Below are 20,695 nucleotides of genomic sequence, written 5' to 3'. Positions count from 1 at the left end.
ACTACAGCTTCGAGGTGTTCAACGACGACTACACGCAGCTGCCGCTGCCGTTTGTGGCGCAGCGCGCGCGGGCGGCCGCGGTGTGGCTGGCCGAAGGTGTGCTGCGGCGCAGCGCACCGCTGCCGGGGCAGTTGCGGCGCAGCCGTTGACTTGAAAAGCACCTGGATCACGATCGCGCCGGGCGCCATCAGCCCCAAGCCTGACCAGATGGCGTCGGCCACTCTCATGGGGAGTGGTCGCCAGGCTCAGCTCATGGCCTGCCGGCGCGGCTTCACATGAGCTGCCTACGCTGCGCCTTCTTTGCAAGGTGTAGGAAGCAGGGATGAAAAGCAGCCACATGGCGCAGGCGCTGGCCCGGGGGTGGGGGCGGTGCTGGTGGGGAGTTTTGAGTGTGGTGCTGGCCTCCTGTGGGGGCGGCGGGTCGGGGGGGGGCCCCGCCACCGGCACGCAGGCGGTGTGGGCTGACTATCTGCCCTTGGGCCTGGACAACCGCTGGGTCTACCAAGCGGGTGACGATGTGCAGGTGGTGACCGTGCTGTCTTCCACCACCATGGGCAGCACGACGCAGGCTGTGACCCGCGTGCACGCCTTGCAGGCCGCTTGGTCAGGGAACCAGGACGTGCAACTTGACGCCACGGGTGTGTCAGCCAGCGAGGAAGAAGACGGCGATCTGGTCTTGCAGGGCCGCAACGGCTGGACGGTGGGCCAGGAGCAGACCTTGGCCTCTGGCACCGACAGCAGCGCCGATTGGGACGACGATGCCGTGCCCGACAAGGTCAGCTTCCAGTCCAAGCTGCTGGTGCTGGCGTCTGAAGCGGTGGCCACGCCCGCCGGTGACTTTGCCGAGACCCTGCATGTGCGCCGCACCCGAGTCTGGGACGTGGACTCCAGCGTGGTCAAGCGCACCGTGCGCACCACCGTGGTCACCGAAGAGTGGTACGCCAAGGGCGTGGGCATGCTCAAGGATACCGAGACCATCACCCTCGACGGCACGGCCGAGCCGACCAGCACGCGCCTGCTGCAGGGCTACCGGGTAGGGGGCGTGGCGAAATTGGTTGTGCCCACCGTGGCCTCCGTGACGCCTGCCAACGGCTGGGTCACGGCCCAAGTGCCGCTCCAGATCACCTTCGACCAGGAGATGGACCGAACCGTTCTGCCCAGCCACCTGGTCCGGGTCACGGCGGGAGGCAAGGCGCTGGCGGGAAGCCTGTCCTGGCTCAGCGGCAAGGTGTTGCAGTGGGCGCCAGACGCGGAATGGCCCACCGGCACCCAGACGGCCGTTTTGGCGGCTCAAGCGGTGAACTGGGTGGGTGTGGCCAGTGCAGGCGCCACATGGACGTTCACGCAGGACGCCGTGCCACCGACCTTCACCTCATCCCATGTGTCCTACGGCGCGGTTGACGTGCCCACCGACCAGGTGCTGGCGTGGGTGTTCAGTGAGCCGGTGCAGGTCAACGCCAGCGCCCTGTCGTTCAAGCGAACCGTGGGCGGGGTCTCGCAAGAGGTGCCGTTCACCCTCCGGGTGGAAGGTGCCACGGTCTACATCACGCCCACGTCTGCGCTGGACCGCCTGACCGCCTACAGGCTGACGACCGTGGGGTCTGGCGACGGCATCCGCGATCTGGCCGGCAATGCCTTGGCGCTGGGCTCGCGTTGGCCGGGTGACAGCTTCACGACCGAAGGGGCATTCTTCAGGAGCCCGCAGACCGTCAGCGGGCTGACCCCGGAGAGCACTTTCCCCTTCATGCGCACGGTCACGGTGGCGGGCGAGTCGCGGGCTTCGCTGCTGTATGGCGGAGGCATCAGCTCACGCATTTATCTACACCGGCAATTGGCTGAGGGGGGACTGAGGGCCGCACCGACGTCGTTCACGGCGGCCGGCGGCTGCGATGTGTCCGATGCCGTGCTGATGGATGTGGATGGCGATGGCCTGCAGGACCTGCTGGCTGTGGCCTGCAACGCCCAACTGCAGTGGTTCAAGGGCGACGCCACGGGCAGCTTCGGGCCGGCCCAGGTGCTGACGGCCGATCTGACGGGGCTCTCCAACGTCAAGAGCGTGGAAGTCATTCACCTGGCGGGGCAGGCGCGGGCCTCCATCTTGGTGGACGGGCGGACCTTGCTGGTGGCCCCGACCAGCGGCGCCAGCTTCACCGAACGGCGCACCTTGGTGGCGGATGGCTATGTGGGGCAGACCCGCGTGGCCGATGTCAATGGCGATGGGCGCGAGGACATCGTGTTGCGCCTGTACACCACGGCCACGTCCGAATACGCCATCGTCGTGCTGCGACAGGACGGCGTGGGTGCGTTCTCTCAGGAGACGCTGCGGTTTCCCGGCTATGTTTGGTTCGGCATGGCCGTGGGGGACCTCAACAGCGACGGGCTTGCGGACATTGGCGTTTATGGGCAAACCGCGGCCGGCGGTTTCAGCCGGGGCGTGATGTATGCCGGCAGTGCCTCCACCATGGGCGCGGTGGTCCCGCTGCAGTTCCCGGCCGGCACGACGCCGCCGACCGGAAGCGCCGCGATGGCCATGGCCGATGTGGACGGCGACGGCCGGACCGATCTGGTGGCCCTGCTGGCGGATCCCAGCCGGACCTACACCTTTTTGCAGCAGGCCGATGGCACGCTGGGCGTGGGTCAGGCCGATACCGGCAGCACAGACGCTGCGGGCTACACGGCGTTCCCGGTGGCCTTGGCCGACTTCACGGGGGATGGCCGCCCCGACCTGGTGGTGTACGACAAGATCCTGGTGAACCGCAGCACCACGGTGGCCGCCAGCGCGCGCCAAGCACGGGCTGTCGCCACGCGCCTGCTGGCCTCACGCGGCACCGCCGGGGTGTTGCGCAGCACTGCGCTGGTGCAGACGCAACGTGCCGCCGCACCAAGCGGGGTCATCCCGCGCCGCGCGCACTGACGCCGAAGGTGCCAGGCCGTCGCGGGTGTCCTGGCACGCTTCTGGCTAAATCCCCTGCGGGACGCGATGCCACATCGCTCACCGAAGGGTCGCTAGGGTTCCGGCGCCAAGGCGGGTTGCAACACCCCCCACGGCGTGCTGGTCCGAGAGCAACCGGCCTCAACCCTCCAGCCTGCGGGCTGACGGGGGTCAGGCTCCACGGCGGGACAAAAGCCCGGGAGAGTCACTTCGTTGTGAGGTGTATCTCCCGCGCCCCACGCTCCACCGGCTCCTCAAGCCGCGGGGCGTGCACCCCACCCGCCCACGGAGCCTCGCATGTCTTCCCTGCTCTCCCGCCTGTCCTCGGCCGCTGCCGCCTTTGCCGCCGGCCTGCCGCATCGGCGGCGCCGCTTCTCCACCGGTGTCGTCTCCTGCCTGGCTGCGGCCACGCTGTCCGCTGGCCTCGCCGCCCCGGCGCAGGCCGAGGTGAAGGTGGGCGTGTCCGATTGGCCGGGCTGGGTGGCCTGGTACGTGGCCCAGGAGAAGGGCTACTTCAAGAAGCACGGGGCGGACGTCAAGCTCGTCTGGTTTGCCAACTACACCGACTCCATCGCCGCGCTCTCCGGCGGCCAACTGGATGCCAACTCCCAGACCTGGAGCGACACCCTGGGCCCGCTGGTCAAGGGCTTGCCGCTCAAGGCCATCTTGGTCAATGACAACTCGGCTGGCAACGACGCCCTGTTGGTCAGCCCCAAGATCAAGTCTTTCGCCGAGTTGAAGGGCAAGACCGTGGCGCTGGAGGAGTTCAGCGTCTCGCACTTTGTGCTGGCCACGGCGCTGGCCAAGAACGGCCTGAAGCCCACCGACGTGAAGGTCACCAACCTCGCTGCGGGTGATGCGGCCGCCGCCTTCATGGCCGGCAAGGTGGACGCCGCCTTGGTCTGGAACCCCTGGATCGACCAAATCACCAAGAGCGGCAAGGGCAAGGCCCTGTTCACCAGCAAGGAGATGCCGGGCCTGATCCCGGACCTGCTGGTCGCCCAGCAGAAGGCCATCACCACCAAGCGCAAAGACCTGGTGGGCATGATCCGCGCGTGGTTTGACACCGTGGCTTTCATCCAGGCTCAGCCCGCCGAGGCCGCCAAGATCATGAGCAAGGTGGTGAGCCTCAAGCCGGACGAATACGCCGTGTTCATGCCCGGCACCAAGTTCTTTGACGCGGCGGCCAACCATGCAGCACTCAACCCTGGCAACGTGGCCTCGCTGGCGGCCGTGACCCCGGTGATTGGTGGCTTCCTGCTGGAGCACAAGCTCATTGACGGCAAGCCCGACCCCACCAAGGGGGTGGACGCCAGCCTGCTGGCCGACGCGCTGAAGAAGTGAGCCGGATCACGCCATGAGCCTGCAACCGCCACCCCCCATGCCCCCGCGCCTGCCCGAGCGCCATCCCTGGTGGGGCGTGCGCAGCGCCATCCCCACCGGCCGCGCCGCCGTGCTGGTGGTGCTGGGCCTGCTTCTCCCCTTGGTGGGCTGGGCTGTGCTGGCCGCCAGCGGGGTGGTGGAGCCGGTGTTCATGCCCACGCCGCAGGCCGTGCTGGTGCGCCTGGCCGACTGGTGGGAGGCCGGCCTGCTGGGCGACATCGGCATCAGCACGCTGCGCGTGGTCAGCGGCTGGGCGCTCTCGGCGCTCATCGCGCTGCCGCTGGGGGTGTTGATCGGCAGCTTCCGCAGCATGCAGGCGCTGCTGGAGCCGCTGACCGACTTCATCCGCTACATGCCGGCGGTGGCCTTCATCCCGCTGGTGATGGTGTGGGTGGGCATCGACGAAGGCGCCAAGGTGGCCATCATCTTCATCGGCACCTTCTTCCAGATGGTGCTGATGGTGGCCGAGGACATCCGCCGCGTGCCCCAAGCCCAGGTGGAGGCCGCCCAAACCCTGGGCGCCACCCGGCGTGAGCTGGTGGAGCAGGTGCTCATCCCCTCTGCCAAGCCCGCGCTGCTGGACACCCTGCGCGTGACCATGGGCTGGGCCTGGACCTACCTGGTGGTGGCCGAGCTGGTGGCCGCCAGCTCCGGCCTGGGCTATGCCATCCTCAAGGCGCAGCGCTTTCTGCAGACCGACAAGATCTTCGCCGGCATCCTGCTGATCGGCCTCATCGGCCTGGTGATCGACCAGGGCCTGCGCCGCCTGCACCGCCGCGCCTTTCCTTACCTGTACGTGAGGGCCTGAACGCCATGACGAGCCCTGACCTCACCCCGTCCAAACTCCAGGCCCGGGGCGTGTGGAAGACCTTTGGCGCCGCCGTGGCGCTGCAGGATGTGAACCTGGACATCGCCGAGAACGCCTTCATCACCCTGGTGGGCGCCTCGGGCTGCGGCAAAAGCACCCTGCTGCGCACCCTGGCGGGCCTGGAAGCGCGCAGCGCCGGCACGCTCACCTGCAACGGCGCGTCCATCGAGGGCCCCGGCCCCGAGCGGGCCATGGTGTTCCAGCACTACAGCCTGTACCCGTGGATGACGGTGCTCGAGAACATCAAGTTCTGCCGCCGCCTGGCGGTGCACCGCCAGCCCCACGACTCCGCCAGTGTGGAAGCCGCCGCCGGCCGGGCCGATGCCCTGCTGCGCCTCATGGGCCTGGCCCATGTGGCCAGCCACTACCCCAGCCAGCTCTCCGGCGGCATGCAGCAGCGCGTGGCCATTGCCCGCGCGCTGATGAGCCGGCCGCAGGTGCTGCTGATGGACGAGCCCTTTGGCGCCCTGGACGCCCAGACCCGCGAGGTCATGCACGACCTGATCCTGCATGTGCACCGCCTGGAGCGCAGCACCATCGTCTTCGTCACCCACGATGTGGACGAGGCCATCTACCTGGGCCAGCAGGTGGTGCTGATGGCGCCGCGCCCCGGCCGCATCCACCAGATCCACTCCGTGCCGCTGCCCGCCCAGCGCGAGCAGGACATGAAGCTCTCGCCCGACTTCCTGGGCCTGAAGCGCGAGCTGCTGGCCCAGATCCGCGCCACCTCGGGCATGGAGACCGACTTTGACCTGCTGGCCAAGCTCAGCCGCGCCGGCTCCATCGACCTGGCGCCTGAACCCACTGCCCACCCGACCCACGGCTGAAGGGACCTCTCACATGACCACCTCTGCCTCCACGCTGCCCCCGGAGCACACCCTGGACAACCCCCCGCCCACTGCGCCGGTGGACGTGCCCGCCCTGTGGCAGCGCTTTGCGCCCGAGCTGCCGGCCGAACGCGTGGTGTTCTCTGAAATCATCCCCGGCGGCGGCCACTGGAGCTGGCGCCTCTCACGCGGCACCGCGCTGCGTTTTGTGGCGCTGGACGAGCGCGCCAACTGCAGCGTGGTGCTCTACGCCGCGCACGAGAAGCTGGAGCGCTACAACATGCCCGACAGCCTCAAGGCCCAGCACACCGCCCACTACCGCGCCGGCCATGTGCTGATGAGCGACATGGGCCGCAGCCTGGCCAGCTTCACCGCCGACACCCTGGGCTGGCACGACCCCCTGGGCGCCCTGCTGGACACGCCCACCATGGAAGCCAAGTACGGCGCCCAGCGCTTTGAGGCGCACCGCAACGCCATGCACCGCAGCGGCCGCGACGGCCTGCTGATCGAAACCGGCAAATACGGCCTGACCGTGCGCGACCAGATCGCCCCGGTCAACCTGTTCAGCAAGGTCAGCGTGGACGCCGACGGCCGCTTCCACTTTGACGCCCAGCGCCCCGTGCGCGGCGCCATGGTGGAGCTGCGCCTGGACATGGACGTGATCGTCGCCCTGTCCACCGCCCCGCACCCCTTGGACCCGCGCCCTGGCTACGCCCCGGGCAAGGTGGGCGTGGCGGCCTGGCGCTGCGGCCCGGCCCCTGAGGACGACGCCTGCCGCCGCTTCCGCCCCGAATGCGCCCGCGCCCTGCACAACAGCGATGTGTTCGCCCTCAGCTGAGCGCTTGAGCCTCACCCGGAGCCCTGCCATGTCTCTCACCGCAAGCCCTGAACTCGACACGCCCACCGCCACCGCCTTCCGCCTGGTGGAAAGCCCCCTGCGCCCTGAAGACGCCACACGCCGCCACCGCCAGCCCGCCGGCGAGCCCTGGTTCACCGAGATCCGCGCCGGCCAGACCCTGCGCATCGTGGACCTGGAGGGCAACCAGGCGGTGGACGTGATCTTCTACGCCCGGCACGACGCCACCGAGCACTACTGCGCCACCACCACCCTGCTGCGCCAGGGCGGCATCTACCTCACCACCGGCTCGGTGCTGATGAGCAACCTGGGCCGCCCGCTGCTGACGGTGGTGGCCGACACCTGCGGCCGCCACGACACCCTGGGCGGCGCCTGCGCCGCTGAGAGCAACACCGTGCGCTACGCGCTCCAGAAGAAGTTCATGCACTCCTGCCGCGACAACTACCTGCTCGCCCTGCAGCAGGCCGACGTGGGCCTGGGCAAGCGCGACCTGGTGCCCAACATCAATTTCTTCATGAACGTGCCCGTCACCGAGGACGGCCAGCTCACCTTTGCCGATGGCGTCTCTGCCCCCGGCAAGTACGTGGAGCTGCGCGCCGAGACCGACGTGTACATGCTCGTCTCCAACTGCCCGCAGCTCAACAACCCCTGCAACGCCTACAACCCGACGCCGGTGGAGTTTCTGGTATGGGGCTGATGTCCCGCTGATCCTTTTCTGAATCCGTTTCGCGCCGCCAGGCGCCACCGGGCGCGGGACGACCCGCCACACACCCGGGCCACTGTCCGGCGGGACGACCCGCCACCGCAGCGGGGCCGCCCCCATGTTCGACACCGTCCTCATCGCCAACCGCGGCGCCATCGCCTGCCGCATCATCCGCAGCCTGCGCCAGATGGGCCTCAAGGCCGTGGCCGTCTACTCCGAGGCGGATGCCGATTCCGCCCACGTCGCCCTGGCCGACCAGGCCGTGTGCCTGGGCCCCGCGCCCGCCGCGCAGAGCTACCTCAACACCGAGGCCCTCCTCGCCGCCGCCCGCGCCACCGGCGCCGGTGCCATCCACCCCGGCTACGGTTTTCTGTCGGAGAACCCGGCCTTTGCCGAAGCCTGCGAGGCCGCCGGCATCGCCTTCATCGGCCCCACCCCGGCGCAGATGCGCGCCTTCGGCCTGAAGCACACCGCCCGCGCCCTGGCCCAGGCCCACGGCGTGCCGCTGCTGCCCGGCACCGGCCTGCTGGCCACGTTGGACGAAGCGCAAGCTGCCGCCGCCCGCATCGGCTACCCCGTCATGCTCAAGAGCACCGCCGGCGGCGGCGGCATCGGCATGCGCCTGATCCGCAGTGCCGCCGAGCTGGTGCCGGCCTGGGAGGCCGTGGGCCGCCTGGCCCAGGCCAACTTCAAAGACGCCGGCCTGTACCTGGAAAAGTTCGTCGAGCGCGCGCGCCACATCGAGGTGCAGCTCTTTGGCGACGGCCAGGGCACCGTGGTGGCCCTGGGCGAGCGTGACTGCTCCGCCCAGCGCCGCCACCAGAAGGTGATCGAAGAGACGCCCGCGCCGCACCTGCCCGCCGCCACCCGCCAAGCCCTGATCGACGCCGCGCTGCGCCTGGGCCGCGCGGTGGATTACCGCTCCGCCGGCACGGTGGAGTTTGTGCTGGACGCCGACACCGGCGACTTCCACTTCCTGGAGGTCAACACCCGCCTGCAGGTGGAGCATGGCGTGACCGAGCAGGTCACCGGCATCGACCTGGTGGCCTGGATGGTGCGCCTGGCCCGGGGCGAGCGCTTTGCGCTGGACGTGCCCGCGCCCCAGGGCGCCAGCATTCAGGTGCGCCTGTACGCCGAAGACCCGGCGCGCCAGTTCCAGCCCTGCGCCGGCCTGCTGACCGAGGTGGAATTTCCGGCCGATGCGCGGGTGGAGACCTGGGTGGCCCGGGGCACCGAGGTGCCGCCGCACTACGACCCCATGATCGCCAAGCTCATCGTCACCGCCCCCACGCGGGACGAAGCCGTGGCCCGTCTGCAGGCCGCGCTGGCCGCCACCCGCCTGGGCGGCATCGAGACCAACCTGCACTACCTGCGCGCCCTGGCCGCCGAGCCCGTGTTCACCCAGGGCCGGGTGGTCACCCGCTCGCTGGGCGAGTTCGCCTTTGCCCCACGCGCCATCGAGGTGCTGGAGCCCGGCGTTCAGACCACCGTGCAAGACTGGCCCGGCCGCCTGGGCCACTGGGACGTGGGCGTGCCCCCGTCCGGCCCCATGGACGCGCTCAGCCACCGCCTGGCCAACCGCCTGCTGGGCAACCCGCCCGAGGCCCCCGCGCTGGAGCTGACCCTGGGCGGCCCGGCGCTGCGTTTCCATGCCGCCACCCGCATCGCCTTGGTGGGGGCGGACCTGCCCGCCACCCTGCAATGCCCCGGCGCCGCCGTGCAGCCCCTGGCCGCCGGCCAGTCCCATGCCGTGCCGGCCGGCGCGGTGCTGCGCATCGGCACGGTGCAAGGCCCCGGCCTGCGCGCCACGCTGGCGGTGCAGGGCGGCCTGCAGGTGCCGCTGTACCTGGGCAGCGCCGCCACCTTCACCCTGGGCCAGTTTGGCGGCCACGGCGGCCGCACGCTGCGGGCCGGGGACATGCTGCACCTGGGCGATGACACGCCCGTGCCGGTGGCAGAGGGCGGTGCCATCGCCCCCCTGCCGCCGCTGGCCGCCTGGCCTGGCCCGGTGGTGGCCGGTGGCGGCGCCACCCCCTTCACCCACTGGACCGTGGGCCTGCTCTACGGCCCGCACGGCGCGCCGGACTTCTTCACCCCCGGTGACGTGGACCAGCTCTTCGCCACCGACTGGGAGGTGCACTACAACTCCAGCCGCACCGGCGTGCGCCTCATCGGCCCCAAGCCCACCTGGGCGCGGCCGGATGGGGGCGAGGCCGGGCTGCACCCCTCCAACCTGCACGACAACGCCTACGCCGTGGGCGCCATCGACTTCACCGGCGACATGCCCGTGATCCTGGGCCCGGACGGCCCCAGCCTGGGCGGCTTTGTCTGCCCCGCCGTGGTGGTGGCCGCCGAGCGCTGGAAGCTCGGCCAACTCAAGCCCGGCGACCGCGTGCGCTTTGTGCCCTTGGCCCATGAGGCCGCCCTCGCGCTGGCCCAGGCGCAGGAGGCGGCCATCGACGCCGGCGTGGTGCCGGCCGCGCCGCTGGAAATCGCGCCGGTGAGCGCCCCCGTGCGTGCTGCCGACCTGCCCGACCCCCGCCTGCTGCAGCGCCCGGCCAGCCCCGGCCGCCCGGCGCTGGTGGTGCGCGCCTCGGGCGACGAGTACCTGCTGGCCGAGCTGGGCGAGCCCGTGCTCGACATCGGCCTGCGCCTGCGCGTGCACGCCCTCATGCTCGCCCTGCAGGCGCGGCAAGCTGCGGGCGGCCTGCCGGGGCTGGTGGACCTCACCCCCGGCATCCGCTCGCTGCAGCTGCACTTTGACCCGCGCCGTGTCAGCCGCCAGCAGCTGCTGGACGTGCTGGCCCAGACCGACGACGCCCTGGGCCCCACCGACAGCCTGGAGGTGCCCTCGCGCACCGTCTGGCTGCCGCTCTCGTGGGACGACCCCAGCACCCGCCTGGCCATCGAGAAGTACATGCAGTCCGTGCGGCCGGACGCGCCCTGGTGCCCCAGCAACATCGAGTTCATCCGCCGCATCAACGGGCTGGAGAGCCTCGAGCAGGTCTACCGCACCGTGTTTGATGCCGCCTACCTCGTCATGGGCCTGGGCGACGTGTACCTGGGCGCCCCGGTGGCCACGCCGCTGGACCCGCGCCACCGCCTCGTCACCACCAAGTACAACCCCGCCCGCACCTGGACGCCCGAGAACGCCGTGGGCATTGGCGGCGCCTACCTCTGCGTCTACGGCATGGAAGGGCCAGGCGGCTACCAGTTCGTGGGCCGCACCCTGCAAATGTGGAACCGCTGGCGCGACGCGCGCGACGGCGCGGTCGACTTCGAGGCCGGCAAACCCTGGCTGCTGCGCTTCTTTGACCAGATCCGCTTCTACCCCGTCAGCGGCGCCGAGCTGGCCCGCCTGCGGCAGGACTTTCCCGCCGGCCGCCACCGCCTGCGGGTGGAGCCCGGCCGCTTCAGCCTGCGCGCCTACGAGGACTTTCTGGCCGAGCAGGCCGCCCCCATCGCCGCCTTCCGCCAGACCCAGCGCGCCGCCTTTGCCGCCGAGCGCGAACGCTGGCGCCAAGCCGGCCAGGCCGAGTACGTGGGCGACGACCTGGCGCCCCCCGCCCCGGTGGCCGGTGAAATCCCGGCCGGCGCCCGCGCCGTGGCCAGCCAGGTGCCCGGCAGCGTCTGGAAGGTGCTGGTGCAGCCCGGCCAGGCCGTGCAGCCCGGCGACACCCTGCTGGTGGTGGAAAGCATGAAGACCGAATTCGCCGTCACCGCCCCCGAAGCCGGCCGCGTGCTGCGCTTGGATTGCCCCGAAGGCGCCCCCGTGGGCGCCGGCCAGACCGTGGTGGTGCTCACGCCGCTCGTCACCGAATGACGGCCTGATTGACCGACTGATGGACCGCCTGATCGTCACGACTTCAAGGAACCCTCCCATGTCCCCTGACCGCACCCCGCTGGACCTGGCCACCCTGCACGCCGGCTACACCACCGGCCGCTTCACCCCGCTGGATGTGATCGAACAGGTCATCGCCGCCACGGCCGAAGACCCGCACCACGCCTGGATCCACCGCCGCCCGGCCGAGGCGCTGCGCGCCGACGCCCGCGCGCTGATGGACCGCCCGGATGCCGCCACGTTGCCGCTCTATGGCGTGCCCTTCGCCATCAAGGACAACATCGACCTGGCCGGTGTGCCCACCACCGCCGGCTGCCCGGCCTATGCCTACACGCCCGAGCGCAGCGCCTTTGTGGTGCAGCGGCTGATTGACGCTGGCGCCATCCCCGTGGGCAAGACCAACCTCGACCAGTTCGCCACCGGCCTGAACGGCACCCGCTCGCCCTACGGCGCCTGCCGCAATGCGTTGGACCCGGCGCTGGTGTCAGGCGGCAGCAGCTCGGGCTCCTCGGTCAGCGTGGCGCTGGGCCAGGTCAGCTTCAGCCTGGGCACCGACACGGCCGGCTCCGGCCGCGTGCCCGCCGCCTTCAACCAGTTGGTGGGCACCAAGCCCACCTGCGGCCTGCTCTCGGCCAGCGGCGTGGTGCCCGCCTGCCGCACGCTGGACACCATCTCCCTCTTCACGCTCACCGCCGAAGACGCCGCCCAGGTGCTGGCCGTGGCGCAAGGCCTGGACGAGGCCGACGCCTACAGCGTGGCCCCCCAGCCCCACGGCTGGGACTTTGGCCGTGCCGACCCCGCCCAGGTGCGCCTGGGCGTGCCGCTGCCGGCCCAACGCCGCTTCACCGACCCGGCCTGGGCGGCCGGCTTTGAGGCCGCCGTGGCCCAGGCCCAAGCCCTGGGCGTCACGCTGGTGGCTCTGGATTTCGAGCCCCTGCTGGAAGTGGCCCGCCTGCTCTATGAAGGCCCCTGGGTGGCCGAGCGCTACCAGGCCATCCGCCCCTTCATCGACTCACAGCCCGAGGCCGTCTTTCCCGTCACCCGCCAGATCACCCTGGGCGGCGCCACGCCCCTGGCAGCCGACGCCTTTGCCGCCCAGTACCGCCTGAAAGCCCTGCAGCGCCGCTGCGACGCGCTGTGGCATCAGGTGGACCTGGTGCTGGCCCCCACCGCCCCCGGCCACCCCAGCATCCAGGCCATGCTGGCCGAACCCGTCGCCCGCAACAGCGAACTGGGTTGGTATACCAACTTCATGAACCTGCTGGGCTACGCCGCCGTGGCCGTGCCCGCCGCCCGCGTGGACGGCAGCCTGGGCGCCGGCGCCAACCCCTTCGGCGTCACCTTCTTCGCCCCCGCCCACCAAGACGTGCCCCTGCTGCGCTGGGCCGCCCGCTGGCAGCACGCCCTGCGCGCCAGCGCCGACCCGGCTGCGGGGAATGCTGCTGCCTTGGCCACGACCCTTGGCGCCACCGGCTGGCCCCACCCCGCCGCCCGCCAAGTGCCCCCGCAACCTGAACCCACCTTCCCGGCCGGCTGGGTGGAGGTGGCCGTCTGCGGCGCCCACCTCAGCGGCCAACCGCTCAACCCCCAACTCACCCACCGCGGCGCCAAGCTCGTGGCCAGCACCACCACCGCCCCCGACTACCGCCTCATCGCCCTGGCCGACGGCAAACGCCCCGGCCTCATCCGCGTGGCCCCCGGCCAGGGTCATGCCATCGAGGTGGAGGTGTGGTCACTCCCCGCCACCCAGTTCGGCAGCTTCGTCGCTGGCATCCCCGCCCCCCTGGGCATCGGCCGCACCCGCCTGGCCGACGGCCGCGAGGTCTGCGGCTTCATTGCCGAACCGGTGGCCGAGGAGGGGGCGACGGAGATTTCGGGGTTTGGGGGGTGGCGGGCGTGGCGGGCGAGCTTGGGTTGAACCCTGCGGTCTGAGTGAGAGCTCAGGCACCCCTCACGCGCCCCCCGCCCGCTCCACCCCCGCCACCCGCACCGCATTGCGCCCGTCGCGCTTTGCCTGGTAGACGGCGTCGTCGGCCAGGCGGAGCACTTGGTCGAGGGTGAGGTCGTCGGTGGGCTGCACCGTGGCCACGCCAAAGCTGGCGGTCAGGGTGGGTTGGTTGGGGGGTGGGGGGCTGGCCACGCTGTGGCGCAGGGCCTCGGCCACCAAGGTGGCTTCGGTGGCGTCGGTGTCGGGCAGCAGCACGATGAACTCTTCGCCGCCAAAGCGGGCGACCAGGTCGGTGCGGCGCACGCGCTGCTGCAGGGTCTGGGCCACGGTCTTGAGGCAGGCATCGCCCACCAGGTGGCCGTGGCGGTCGTTGACCTGCTTGAAATGGTCCACGTCGGCCATCACCACGGACAAGGGGCCGCCGCCGCGGTTCTGCCGGTCTCGCTCCAGGGCGTAGCGGTGGCTGAACTGGTGGCGATTGGCCAGGCCGGTGAGCGCGTCATGCAAGGCCAACTGCTCCATGGCTTGGCGGGCCTGGCTGATCTCGGTGACGTCGGTGTAGGTGGTGACAAAGCCGCGCACCTCGCCGTCCACATGCAGGGCGCGGCCTTCGATTTCCAGCGTGGTGCCGTCGGGCCGGGTGCGGGTGAGGCGGTGCGCCATGAAGCGGCGGGCCAGGGCGGCGGCCTGCTGCACGCGGGCCTCAACGTCCACCTCACCGTATTCGCCGCGCTGGGCGTTGCTGCGGGTGACGTCTTCAAAGGTGATGCCGGGCCGCATCAGGTCGGGCGGCAGGCCCAGCAGGCGCTCGAAGCTGTGGTTCCAGAGCTGGATCACCAGGTCTTCGTCGATCACGGTCACGCCCTGGGGCAGCACGTTGATCACGGCATCCAGGTAGGCGCTGTAGCGCTTGGCGTTCTGCTCGGCCTTCTTGCGTTCGGTGATGTCGGTGTAGATGGTGACGAAGCCGCCGCCGGGCAGGGGGGCCCCGCGCACTTCCAGCACGATGCCGTTGGGCCGCTGGCGCTCGAACACATGGGGCTGCATGGTCAGAGCCCGTTGGCACAGGGCCTGGGCCTGCTCCTGCGGGTCGCCTGGACCATATTCACCGCGCTGGGCGTTGAACAGCGCCAGGTCGTAAAGTGTGGGCAGCTGGGGCTCGAACAGGTGGTCAGGGAACTCCAGCAGGGTGCGCAGCTGCCGGTTGCAGGCCACCATGCGCAGTTCGGAATCAATCATGGACACCGCACTGGGCAGGTGGTCGATGATGGTCTGCAGGATGGCCTGATCGGTGGAGGGCAACACGGCGCTGGGGTCCCGTCACAAAGAGCCAAATCAGCATAGCAGCCGGTCTGGGGCGGCAAAGGCAGGACGTTCCCGGCGTTTGCCGCCCAGTTGGCGCAAGCACCCCGGGTGCGGGGCCTCGTCGCCCAGGGGGAGACTCTGCATCCCGTCAGGGCTGTGGCCCGGCCAGGCGGCTTGCCCGCGCCGCACGCTCCGGCTAGGCTGACCACGCATGTTCCCCGCACTCAATCCGCTGACCCGCTTCGCCTGCCCCCACTGCCAGCAATCACTGCGCTGGCGGAAGGTGCCGGCGAATGCCGATGGCGCGCACGACAGCGCCGGCGCCGCGCTGCGCACCTGCCCGGCCTGCGGCGGCACCGTGGTGGAACGCCGGCACCCGGCCCTGTCCAACCCCTGGCTGTGGACGCGCTTCTACCTGCCTGGGGTGTTGCTGTGCGCCCTGGGCATCTTCGTTCCCGCGCTGGGCTGGCTGCTGCCCCTGGCCGGTGCCACGCTGGCAGGCGGCCTGGTGCTGCTGCTGGTCTACATGGTGCGGGCGCGTTGGCGTTGGGCCGCTTATGGCCTGCCTGCTGGAATGTCGGCGGCGGCGTCTGTCCCCGGGGCGGTGACGTCCAGGCGTGAGGCTTCCGTCTGCTCACCCCAGGCGGGGCGCGGAAGTTAGGGAGGCGCCGCAGGTGCGGGACGGGCGAGCCGGGGGAAGCATGCACCCACCAGCCAGAATCAGCCTCGCCCTCAACGCGGAGATCCCCGTGGCCCCTTCCCTCTGGCGCACCCTGGCCCTGGCCCCCTGGTGGCAGGCGTCGGTCCTCACTTCGGCCAAGTCTTTTGTGGACAACCCGCTGCTGGGCTCTGCGTGGCTGAATGAGCGGGGGCTCCACGCCTGGCGCGTGCGGGCCACGCAGGCCCTGGCGGCGCGGCGGCGGGCGCGGCTGGCGGCGCTGGTGTCGCCGCAGGACCGGGCGGACTTTGAGCGTGATGGCTTTGTGGTGCGCCACGAGGCGCTGCCGCGCGAGGTGTTTGCGCGCCTGCGCGAGGCGGTGCTGAACCGGCCGATGCCGGCACGGGAGATGGTGCAGGGCGACACCATCACCCGGCGCATGGCGGTGGATGCGGGGCTGAGGGCGGCCTCGCCGGAGTTGGCGCAGTTTGTGGATGGGCCGCTGTGGCAAGGCCTCACGCGCTATGTGGCGGGCTACGACGCACCGCCCTGGGCCTACATCCAGACCATCCTGTCGCATACCCGGCCGGGCGAGCCCGATCCGCAGACGAATCTGCATGCCGACACCTTCCACCCGTCGATGAAGGCCTGGCTGTTCCTGACCGATGTGGCGGTGGACGAGGGGCCGTTCTGCTACGTGCCGGGCTCGCACCGGCTCACGCCCGAGCGCCTGGCTTGGGAGCAGCGCAAGAGCGTGGCGGCCGCGCGTCTGCAGGACCGCTACAGCGCCCGCGGCTCCTTCCGCATCGACGCGGCCGAGCTGCCGGCGCTCAACCTGCCGGCCCCCCGCCTGCTGGCGGTGCCGGCCAACACCCTGGTGGTGGCCGACACCTACGGCTTTCATGCGCGCGGGCCCAGCGTGCGCCCGTCCACCCGGGTGGAGCTGTGGGGCTATGACCGGCGCAATCCCTTCCTGCCGGGCAGCACCGACCTGCCGCTGCAGTGGCTGGGCCTGATGGACGAGCGGCCGCGCCTGTACTGGGAGCAGCTCGACCGTCTGGAGCGCCTGGGCTGGGGCCGCAACCCGTGGCGGTCCGCCGGCACCTGCCGGCCCGCGGACCGGCGCTGAGCCGGGCGCAGCGGGCGCAGATCCGTGTTTACCCGTAGTGCGATGTACTGCCATCGAACTAACATGTCAGTATGTACCCGGTGGAAGGCCTGATCACCCAGGCCATGCGCGGCGCTACCCTGCCGGCCTGGTTCGCCTTCCGGAGATCTTTGCCCCATGTCCTCCCCTCCCGTGCCTTTGCGTGCCCAGGCCTATGAGAGCTTTCAGCAGCAGATCCTGCAGGCCAACATCCGGCCGGGGCAGTTCGTCTCGCAGCGCGAGCTGATGCAGCTGCTGGACATGCCGCTGGGTGCTGTGCGCGAGCTGATCCCGCGCCTGGAGGCTGAGGGCCTGCTGCGCACCGTGCCGCAGCGCGGCCTGCAGATTGCGCATGTGGACCTGGCGCTCATCAACAACGCCTTTCACCTGCGGCTGGTGCTGGAGCGGGAGGCCGCCATGCGCTTTGCCCAGAGCGCCACAGACGCCGAGCTGGCCGCCATTGAGGCCACGCACCTGGACCTGCTGGCCCGTGCCGAGGCCGACTCCACCAGCCAGAGCCTGCTGACCGAGGCGCAGGCCGTGGACTGGGGCCTGCATGACCGGATGATCGATGCGCTGGGCAACCCGCTGATCTCTGAGGTCTACCGCATCAACACGCTGCGTGTGCGCCTGATCCGCCTGGAGCGGGCCATGCTGTCTGACGACGCCTTGGCACCGGCGCTGCGCGAGCATTTGTGGTTCATCCGGGCCTTGCGCGCCCGTGAGGTGGCCGCCGTGTCCCAACGTTTGACCCATCACCTGGAGAGTGCGCACCAGCGCATCTTGGGGCTGCCCCGCCCGCCGCTGCCGCCGGATTGGATGGCGCCGGCCGCCCCGGGCGGCGCCTGAACGCCTGAAACCCGCCTGGGTGGCTGCCGCGCCCAGGCCCTGAACCCCACCGCGCCTGCCGTGTCCGGCCGGGGCCCTTGACGGCCCGGGTGGCGCCGCTGCATGGCCGGCGGGTCCGTCTTTGCTGCTTTTCCGTGGAGCTTTGCACCGCCATGACCTATCCCATCCAGGGCATCGTGCCCGTGATGATCACGCCCTTCACCGAGTCCAACACCATCGACTACGCCGGCCTGGAGCGGCTGATCGAGTGGTACTTGGCGAACGGTGCCGACGCACTGTTCGCCGTGGCGCAGTCCAGCGAGATGCAGTTCCTGTCGCTGGCCGAGCGCCGCGAGCTGGGCCGCTTTGTGGTGCGCCATGTGAACGGCCGCGTGCCGGTGGTGGTGTCGGGCCATGTGAGCGACGACCCCTTTGAACAACTGCGCGAGCTGACCGCCGCCGCCGAGAGCGGCGCCGATGCCGTGGTGCTGGTCAGCAACCACCTGGACCCGCGCCAGCAGGGCACCGAAACCTTCCGCGGCAACCTGGCCTGGCTGCTGGACAAGCTGCCCGCCGACATGCCGCTGGGCCTGTACGAGTGCCCCGCGCCCTACCGCCGCCTGCTGAGCGACGAAGAGCTGATGCTGTGCGCCGAGTCCGGCCGCTTTGTGCTGCTCAAGGACGTGTCGTGTGACCTGGCCACCGTCAAGCGCCGCGTGGCGCTGACCCAGGGCACGCCGCTGGCCATCATCAACGCCAACGCCGCCATCGCCTACGACGCCATGTGCGCCGGCAGCGCCGGCTTCACCGGTGTGTTCACCAACTTCCACCCCGACCTGTACCGCTGGTTGCGCCTGCACGGCCCGGCCCACCCGCAGGTGGCGGCCGAGGTGAACGCCTTCCTGGTGACGGCGGCGGTGAGTGAGTCGCTGGGCTACCCGGCGCTGGCCAAGGTCTACCACCAACGCCTGGGCACCTTTGCCGGCATCCGCAGCCGCACCATCCCGTTCGACATCCGCGAGCGCTTCTGGGCGCTGGACGCGGTGCTGGACCAGATCATGGCCGGCACCGCGCAGATGCGCGCCAAGATCGCCGGCCTCACCGCCTGAGCCTGGAGGCCTGCTGTGAACACTGAGCGCAACGGCGCCGCCACCTCTGCCACCGCTTCGGCTGCCAGTGTGGTGGTGGTGGGCAGCTGCAACATGGACCTGGTGCTGCGCGTGGCCCGCCTGCCTTTGCCGGGCGAAACCCTGGCCGGCCACGGCTTTGAAACCCAGCCCGGCGGCAAGGGCGGCAACCAGGCGGTGGCCGCCGCCCGCCTGGGCGCCCGGGTGGCCCTGGTGGGCGCCGTGGGCCAAGATGACTTTGGCCAGGCGCTGCTGCAGGCCCTGCAGGCCGATGGCGTGGACACCCAAGCCGTGGCCCGCCGTGCCGGCGTGGCCACCGGCGTGGCGGCCGTCACCGTCAGCGATGCGGGCCTGAACAGCATCGTGCTGGCCGAGGGCGCCAACGGCACCGTCACGCCGGCTGACGTGCAGGCGGCAGAAGCCGCCATCGCCGCCGCGCAGGTCTTGCTGCTGCAGTGCGAGGTGCCGTTGCCGGCCATCGAGGCCGCCGTGGCCCTGGCCCGCCGGCATGGCACGCAGGTGCTGTTCAACCCCGCGCCGGTGCCTGCCGCGCCGCTGCCCGAGGTCCTGCTGCAGCAGGTGGACCTGCTGGTGCCCAACGAACACGAGGCCGCCCTGCTGAGCGGCCTGCCGGTGTCCGACCCCGACTCCGCCCGCGCCGCCGCCCTGGTGCTGCATGCCCGGGGCGTGCAGCGCCTGCTCATCACCCTGGGCGGGCAGGGCGTGCTGCTCAGCGGCCCCGAGGGCGCCGTGCACCTGCCCGCGCCACGTGTCACCCCGGTGGACACCACCGCCGCTGGCGACACCTTCATCGGGGGCGTGGCCGCGTGCCTGGCCGCCGGTCAGCCGCTGGCCCAGGCCGTCGCGTTTGGCCAGCAGGCGGCCGCCCTGAGCGTGACCCGGCGGGGCGCCCAGGCCTCCATTCCCACCCGCCAAGAAGTGCTGGCCGCGTCCCTGTTGGCGGCGGTCTGAGCCTCGATTCCCTTTCCCTTTGTCCCTCGTTCCTGCAACACCTATCCCAAGCCGGAGACCCAACATGAAGAACCCGTGGAAGAAGCTGGCCGTGGCCGCCGCCCTGATGGCCTCTGCCCTGGCCGTGCAAGCCACCGAGATCCGTGAGCAAACCCTGCGGTTTGCGTTCCAGAGCATCAAGGAGCACCCGCTGGGCGTGGGTGCGCAGCGCTTTGCCGACCTGGTGGCCAGCAAGAGCGGCGGCAAGATCACCGTCAAGCTCTTCCCCAACGGCACCCTGGGCGGCGACCTGCAAACCGTCTCGGCCCTGCAAGGTGGCGTGCTGGACATGACCGCGCTCAGCTCAGGCCTGCTGGCCGGTCAGGTCAAGGAGTTCGCGCTGTTTGACCTGCCCTTCATGTTCTCCAGCGGCCGCGAGGCCGACGCCATCGTCGACGGCCCGGTGGGCCAGCAGCTGGGCAAGATGCTGCAGGACAAGGGCCTGGTGTCGCTGGGTTACTGGGAGCTGGGCTTTCGCAACCTGACCAACAGCCGCCACGCCGTGGCCTCGCTGGATGACTTCAAGGGCCTGAAGGTGCGTGTGGTGCAGTCGCCCATCTACATCGACCTGTTCCGCGCCCTGGGCACCAACCCCGTGCCCATGCCCTTCCCCGAGGTGTATGGCGCGCTGGAGTCCAAGGCCGTGGACGGCCAGGAGAACCCGCTCAAGAGCATCGAGCTGTCGCGCTTTGACGAGGTGCAGAGCCATGTCACGCTGACCCGCCACATCTACAGCCCGCTCTCCATCCTGATCGGGCGCAAGAGCTGGGAGCGCCTGAACGCGGACGAGCAAAAAATCATTGCCGACGCCGCCCGTGAGTCGCAGGCCTTCCAGCGCCAGAACGCCCGCGCCGAGGACGAGAAGTCCCTGGCCACGCTGAAGAAGCGCATGAAGGTGACCGAGCTGCCGGCCGCTGAAGTGGACAAGATCCGCCAGCGCATCCAGCCGGTGGTGGACAAGTACGCCGCCTCGGTGGGCGAGCCGATGATGAAGCAGCTGCAGGCCGAACTGGCCAAGGCCCGCGCCGCCAAGTAAGCCGGGCGCCCGCGCTCTCCGTGCGCCCTGGGAGGGGCCGCCGGGGAGCGTTTTCATTTCAAGCGGCCGGCCCCCTGCCGCCGCGGAGACACGAGACGATGGACAAGCTTCTCAAACGCTACTGCCAGGCCCTGGAATGGGCGCTGGTGGGGTTGCTGGCGGTGATGGTGGTGCTGGTGTTTGGCAACGTGGTGCTGCGCTACGCGTTCAACTCGGGCATCACGG

At 70.6% G+C, this 20,695-nt stretch carries 15 protein-coding genes, 2 pseudogenes and 1 riboswitch; of the genes and pseudogenes, 16 read left to right on the top strand and 1 reads right to left on the bottom strand.

Annotated features, from left to right (window positions below):
* The 9 genes and pseudogenes from G3A44_RS23900 to atzF form a co-directional block, all read left to right on the top strand.
* Positions 1–149 (top strand): annotated as a pseudogene (locus tag G3A44_RS23900) (sugar phosphate isomerase/epimerase); the annotation flags it as partial.
* Positions 150–454: 305 nt separating this feature from the next.
* Positions 455–2,914 (top strand): FG-GAP-like repeat-containing protein, encoded by a 2,460-nt coding sequence (locus G3A44_RS22430; RefSeq protein ID WP_163459985.1) that lies wholly within the window; start codon positions 455–457, stop codon positions 2,912–2,914.
* An 81-nt stretch (positions 2,915–2,995) separates the two neighbouring features.
* Positions 2,996–3,137: riboswitch (guanidine-I (ykkC/yxkD leader) on the top strand.
* Between the two features lie 92 nt (positions 3,138–3,229).
* Positions 3,230–4,276 (top strand): ABC transporter substrate-binding protein, encoded by a 1,047-nt coding sequence (locus G3A44_RS22425; protein ID WP_163459984.1) that lies wholly within the window; start codon positions 3,230–3,232, stop codon positions 4,274–4,276.
* Positions 4,277–4,289: 13 nt separating this feature from the next.
* Positions 4,290–5,123, top strand: coding sequence for an ABC transporter permease (locus G3A44_RS22420; protein ID WP_163459983.1), 834 nt, complete (start codon positions 4,290–4,292; stop codon positions 5,121–5,123).
* 5 nt (positions 5,124–5,128) lie between these two features.
* The gene (locus G3A44_RS22415; protein ID WP_163459982.1) at positions 5,129–6,010 is read left to right on the top strand and encodes an ABC transporter ATP-binding protein; all 882 of its coding nucleotides are present in this window, start codon (positions 5,129–5,131) and stop codon (positions 6,008–6,010) included.
* Between the two features lie 13 nt (positions 6,011–6,023).
* Complete coding sequence (locus G3A44_RS22410; protein WP_163459981.1) at positions 6,024–6,848, top strand: urea amidolyase associated protein UAAP1; 825 nt, start codon at positions 6,024–6,026, stop codon at positions 6,846–6,848.
* Positions 6,849–6,876: 28 nt separating this feature from the next.
* Entirely contained in the window at positions 6,877–7,563 is a 687-nt protein-coding gene (locus G3A44_RS22405; RefSeq protein ID WP_163459980.1) for an urea amidolyase associated protein UAAP2, read from the top strand.
* A 124-nt stretch (positions 7,564–7,687) separates the two neighbouring features.
* Complete coding sequence (uca, locus tag G3A44_RS22400; protein WP_163459979.1) at positions 7,688–11,392, top strand: urea carboxylase; 3,705 nt, start codon at positions 7,688–7,690, stop codon at positions 11,390–11,392.
* Between the two features lie 58 nt (positions 11,393–11,450).
* Positions 11,451–13,328, top strand: coding sequence for an allophanate hydrolase (gene atzF / locus G3A44_RS22395; protein ID WP_163459978.1), 1,878 nt, complete (start codon positions 11,451–11,453; stop codon positions 13,326–13,328).
* Positions 13,329–13,361: 33 nt separating this feature from the next.
* Here the strand turns inward: atzF and G3A44_RS22390 are convergent, their stop codons facing one another.
* Entirely contained in the window at positions 13,362–14,663 is a 1,302-nt protein-coding gene (locus G3A44_RS22390; protein WP_163459977.1) for a sensor domain-containing diguanylate cyclase, read from the bottom strand.
* Between the two features lie 211 nt (positions 14,664–14,874).
* On the opposite strand from G3A44_RS22390, the gene G3A44_RS22385 reads away from it, so the two are divergent.
* From G3A44_RS22385 to G3A44_RS23895, 7 genes and pseudogenes are all read left to right on the top strand, one after another.
* On the top strand, positions 14,875–15,324 hold the full coding sequence (locus G3A44_RS22385) for a hypothetical protein (protein ID WP_163459976.1): 450 nt from the start codon (positions 14,875–14,877) through the stop codon (positions 15,322–15,324).
* 88 nt (positions 15,325–15,412) lie between these two features.
* A complete protein-coding gene (locus tag G3A44_RS22380) occupies positions 15,413–16,450 on the top strand; it encodes a phytanoyl-CoA dioxygenase family protein (protein ID WP_163459975.1) in 1,038 nt (345 codons plus the stop codon).
* 156 nt (positions 16,451–16,606) lie between these two features.
* Complete coding sequence (locus tag G3A44_RS22375; protein ID WP_163459974.1) at positions 16,607–17,317, top strand: GntR family transcriptional regulator; 711 nt, start codon at positions 16,607–16,609, stop codon at positions 17,315–17,317.
* A 152-nt stretch (positions 17,318–17,469) separates the two neighbouring features.
* Complete coding sequence (locus G3A44_RS22370) at positions 17,470–18,405, top strand: Dap2 family DHDPS-related protein (RefSeq protein WP_163459973.1); 936 nt, start codon at positions 17,470–17,472, stop codon at positions 18,403–18,405.
* Between the two features lie 15 nt (positions 18,406–18,420).
* On the top strand, positions 18,421–19,395 hold the full coding sequence (rbsK, locus tag G3A44_RS22365) for a ribokinase (protein WP_310734440.1): 975 nt from the start codon (positions 18,421–18,423) through the stop codon (positions 19,393–19,395).
* Positions 19,396–19,459: 64 nt separating this feature from the next.
* Positions 19,460–20,470, top strand: a complete 1,011-nt coding sequence (locus G3A44_RS22360; protein ID WP_163459972.1) for a TRAP transporter substrate-binding protein — start codon at positions 19,460–19,462, stop codon at positions 20,468–20,470.
* 98 nt (positions 20,471–20,568) lie between these two features.
* Positions 20,569–20,695, top strand: a pseudogene (locus G3A44_RS23895) (TRAP transporter small permease); the annotation flags it as partial.

It is taken from the genome of Ideonella livida (genome assembly GCF_010499455.1).
Lineage (GTDB): Bacteria > Pseudomonadota > Gammaproteobacteria > Burkholderiales > Burkholderiaceae_C > Ideonella > Ideonella livida.
The sequence above is the reverse complement of the archived record's forward strand: the minus strand, read 5'-3'. Positions and strand labels throughout refer to the sequence as shown.

Bases quoted from the DNA above. Each gene is read 5' to 3' on its own strand.
- G3A44_RS22425 (WP_163459984.1), top strand. From the start codon at position 3,230: ATGTCTTCCCTGCTCTCCCGCCTGTCCTCGGCCGCTGCCGCCTTTGCC.
- G3A44_RS22420 (WP_163459983.1), top strand. From the start codon at position 4,290: ATGAGCCTGCAACCGCCACCCCCCATGCCCCCGCGCCTGCCCGAGCGC.
- G3A44_RS22415 (WP_163459982.1), top strand. From the start codon at position 5,129: ATGACGAGCCCTGACCTCACCCCGTCCAAACTCCAGGCCCGGGGCGTG.
- G3A44_RS22410 (WP_163459981.1), top strand. From the start codon at position 6,024: ATGACCACCTCTGCCTCCACGCTGCCCCCGGAGCACACCCTGGACAAC.
- G3A44_RS22405 (WP_163459980.1), top strand. From the start codon at position 6,877: ATGTCTCTCACCGCAAGCCCTGAACTCGACACGCCCACCGCCACCGCC.
- uca (WP_163459979.1), top strand. From the start codon at position 7,688: ATGTTCGACACCGTCCTCATCGCCAACCGCGGCGCCATCGCCTGCCGC.
- atzF (WP_163459978.1), top strand. From the start codon at position 11,451: ATGTCCCCTGACCGCACCCCGCTGGACCTGGCCACCCTGCACGCCGGC.
- G3A44_RS22385 (WP_163459976.1), top strand. From the start codon at position 14,875: ATGTTCCCCGCACTCAATCCGCTGACCCGCTTCGCCTGCCCCCACTGC.
- G3A44_RS22375 (WP_163459974.1), top strand. From the start codon at position 16,607: ATGTCCTCCCCTCCCGTGCCTTTGCGTGCCCAGGCCTATGAGAGCTTT.
- G3A44_RS22370 (WP_163459973.1), top strand. From the start codon at position 17,470: ATGACCTATCCCATCCAGGGCATCGTGCCCGTGATGATCACGCCCTTC.
- G3A44_RS22360 (WP_163459972.1), top strand. From the start codon at position 19,460: ATGAAGAACCCGTGGAAGAAGCTGGCCGTGGCCGCCGCCCTGATGGCC.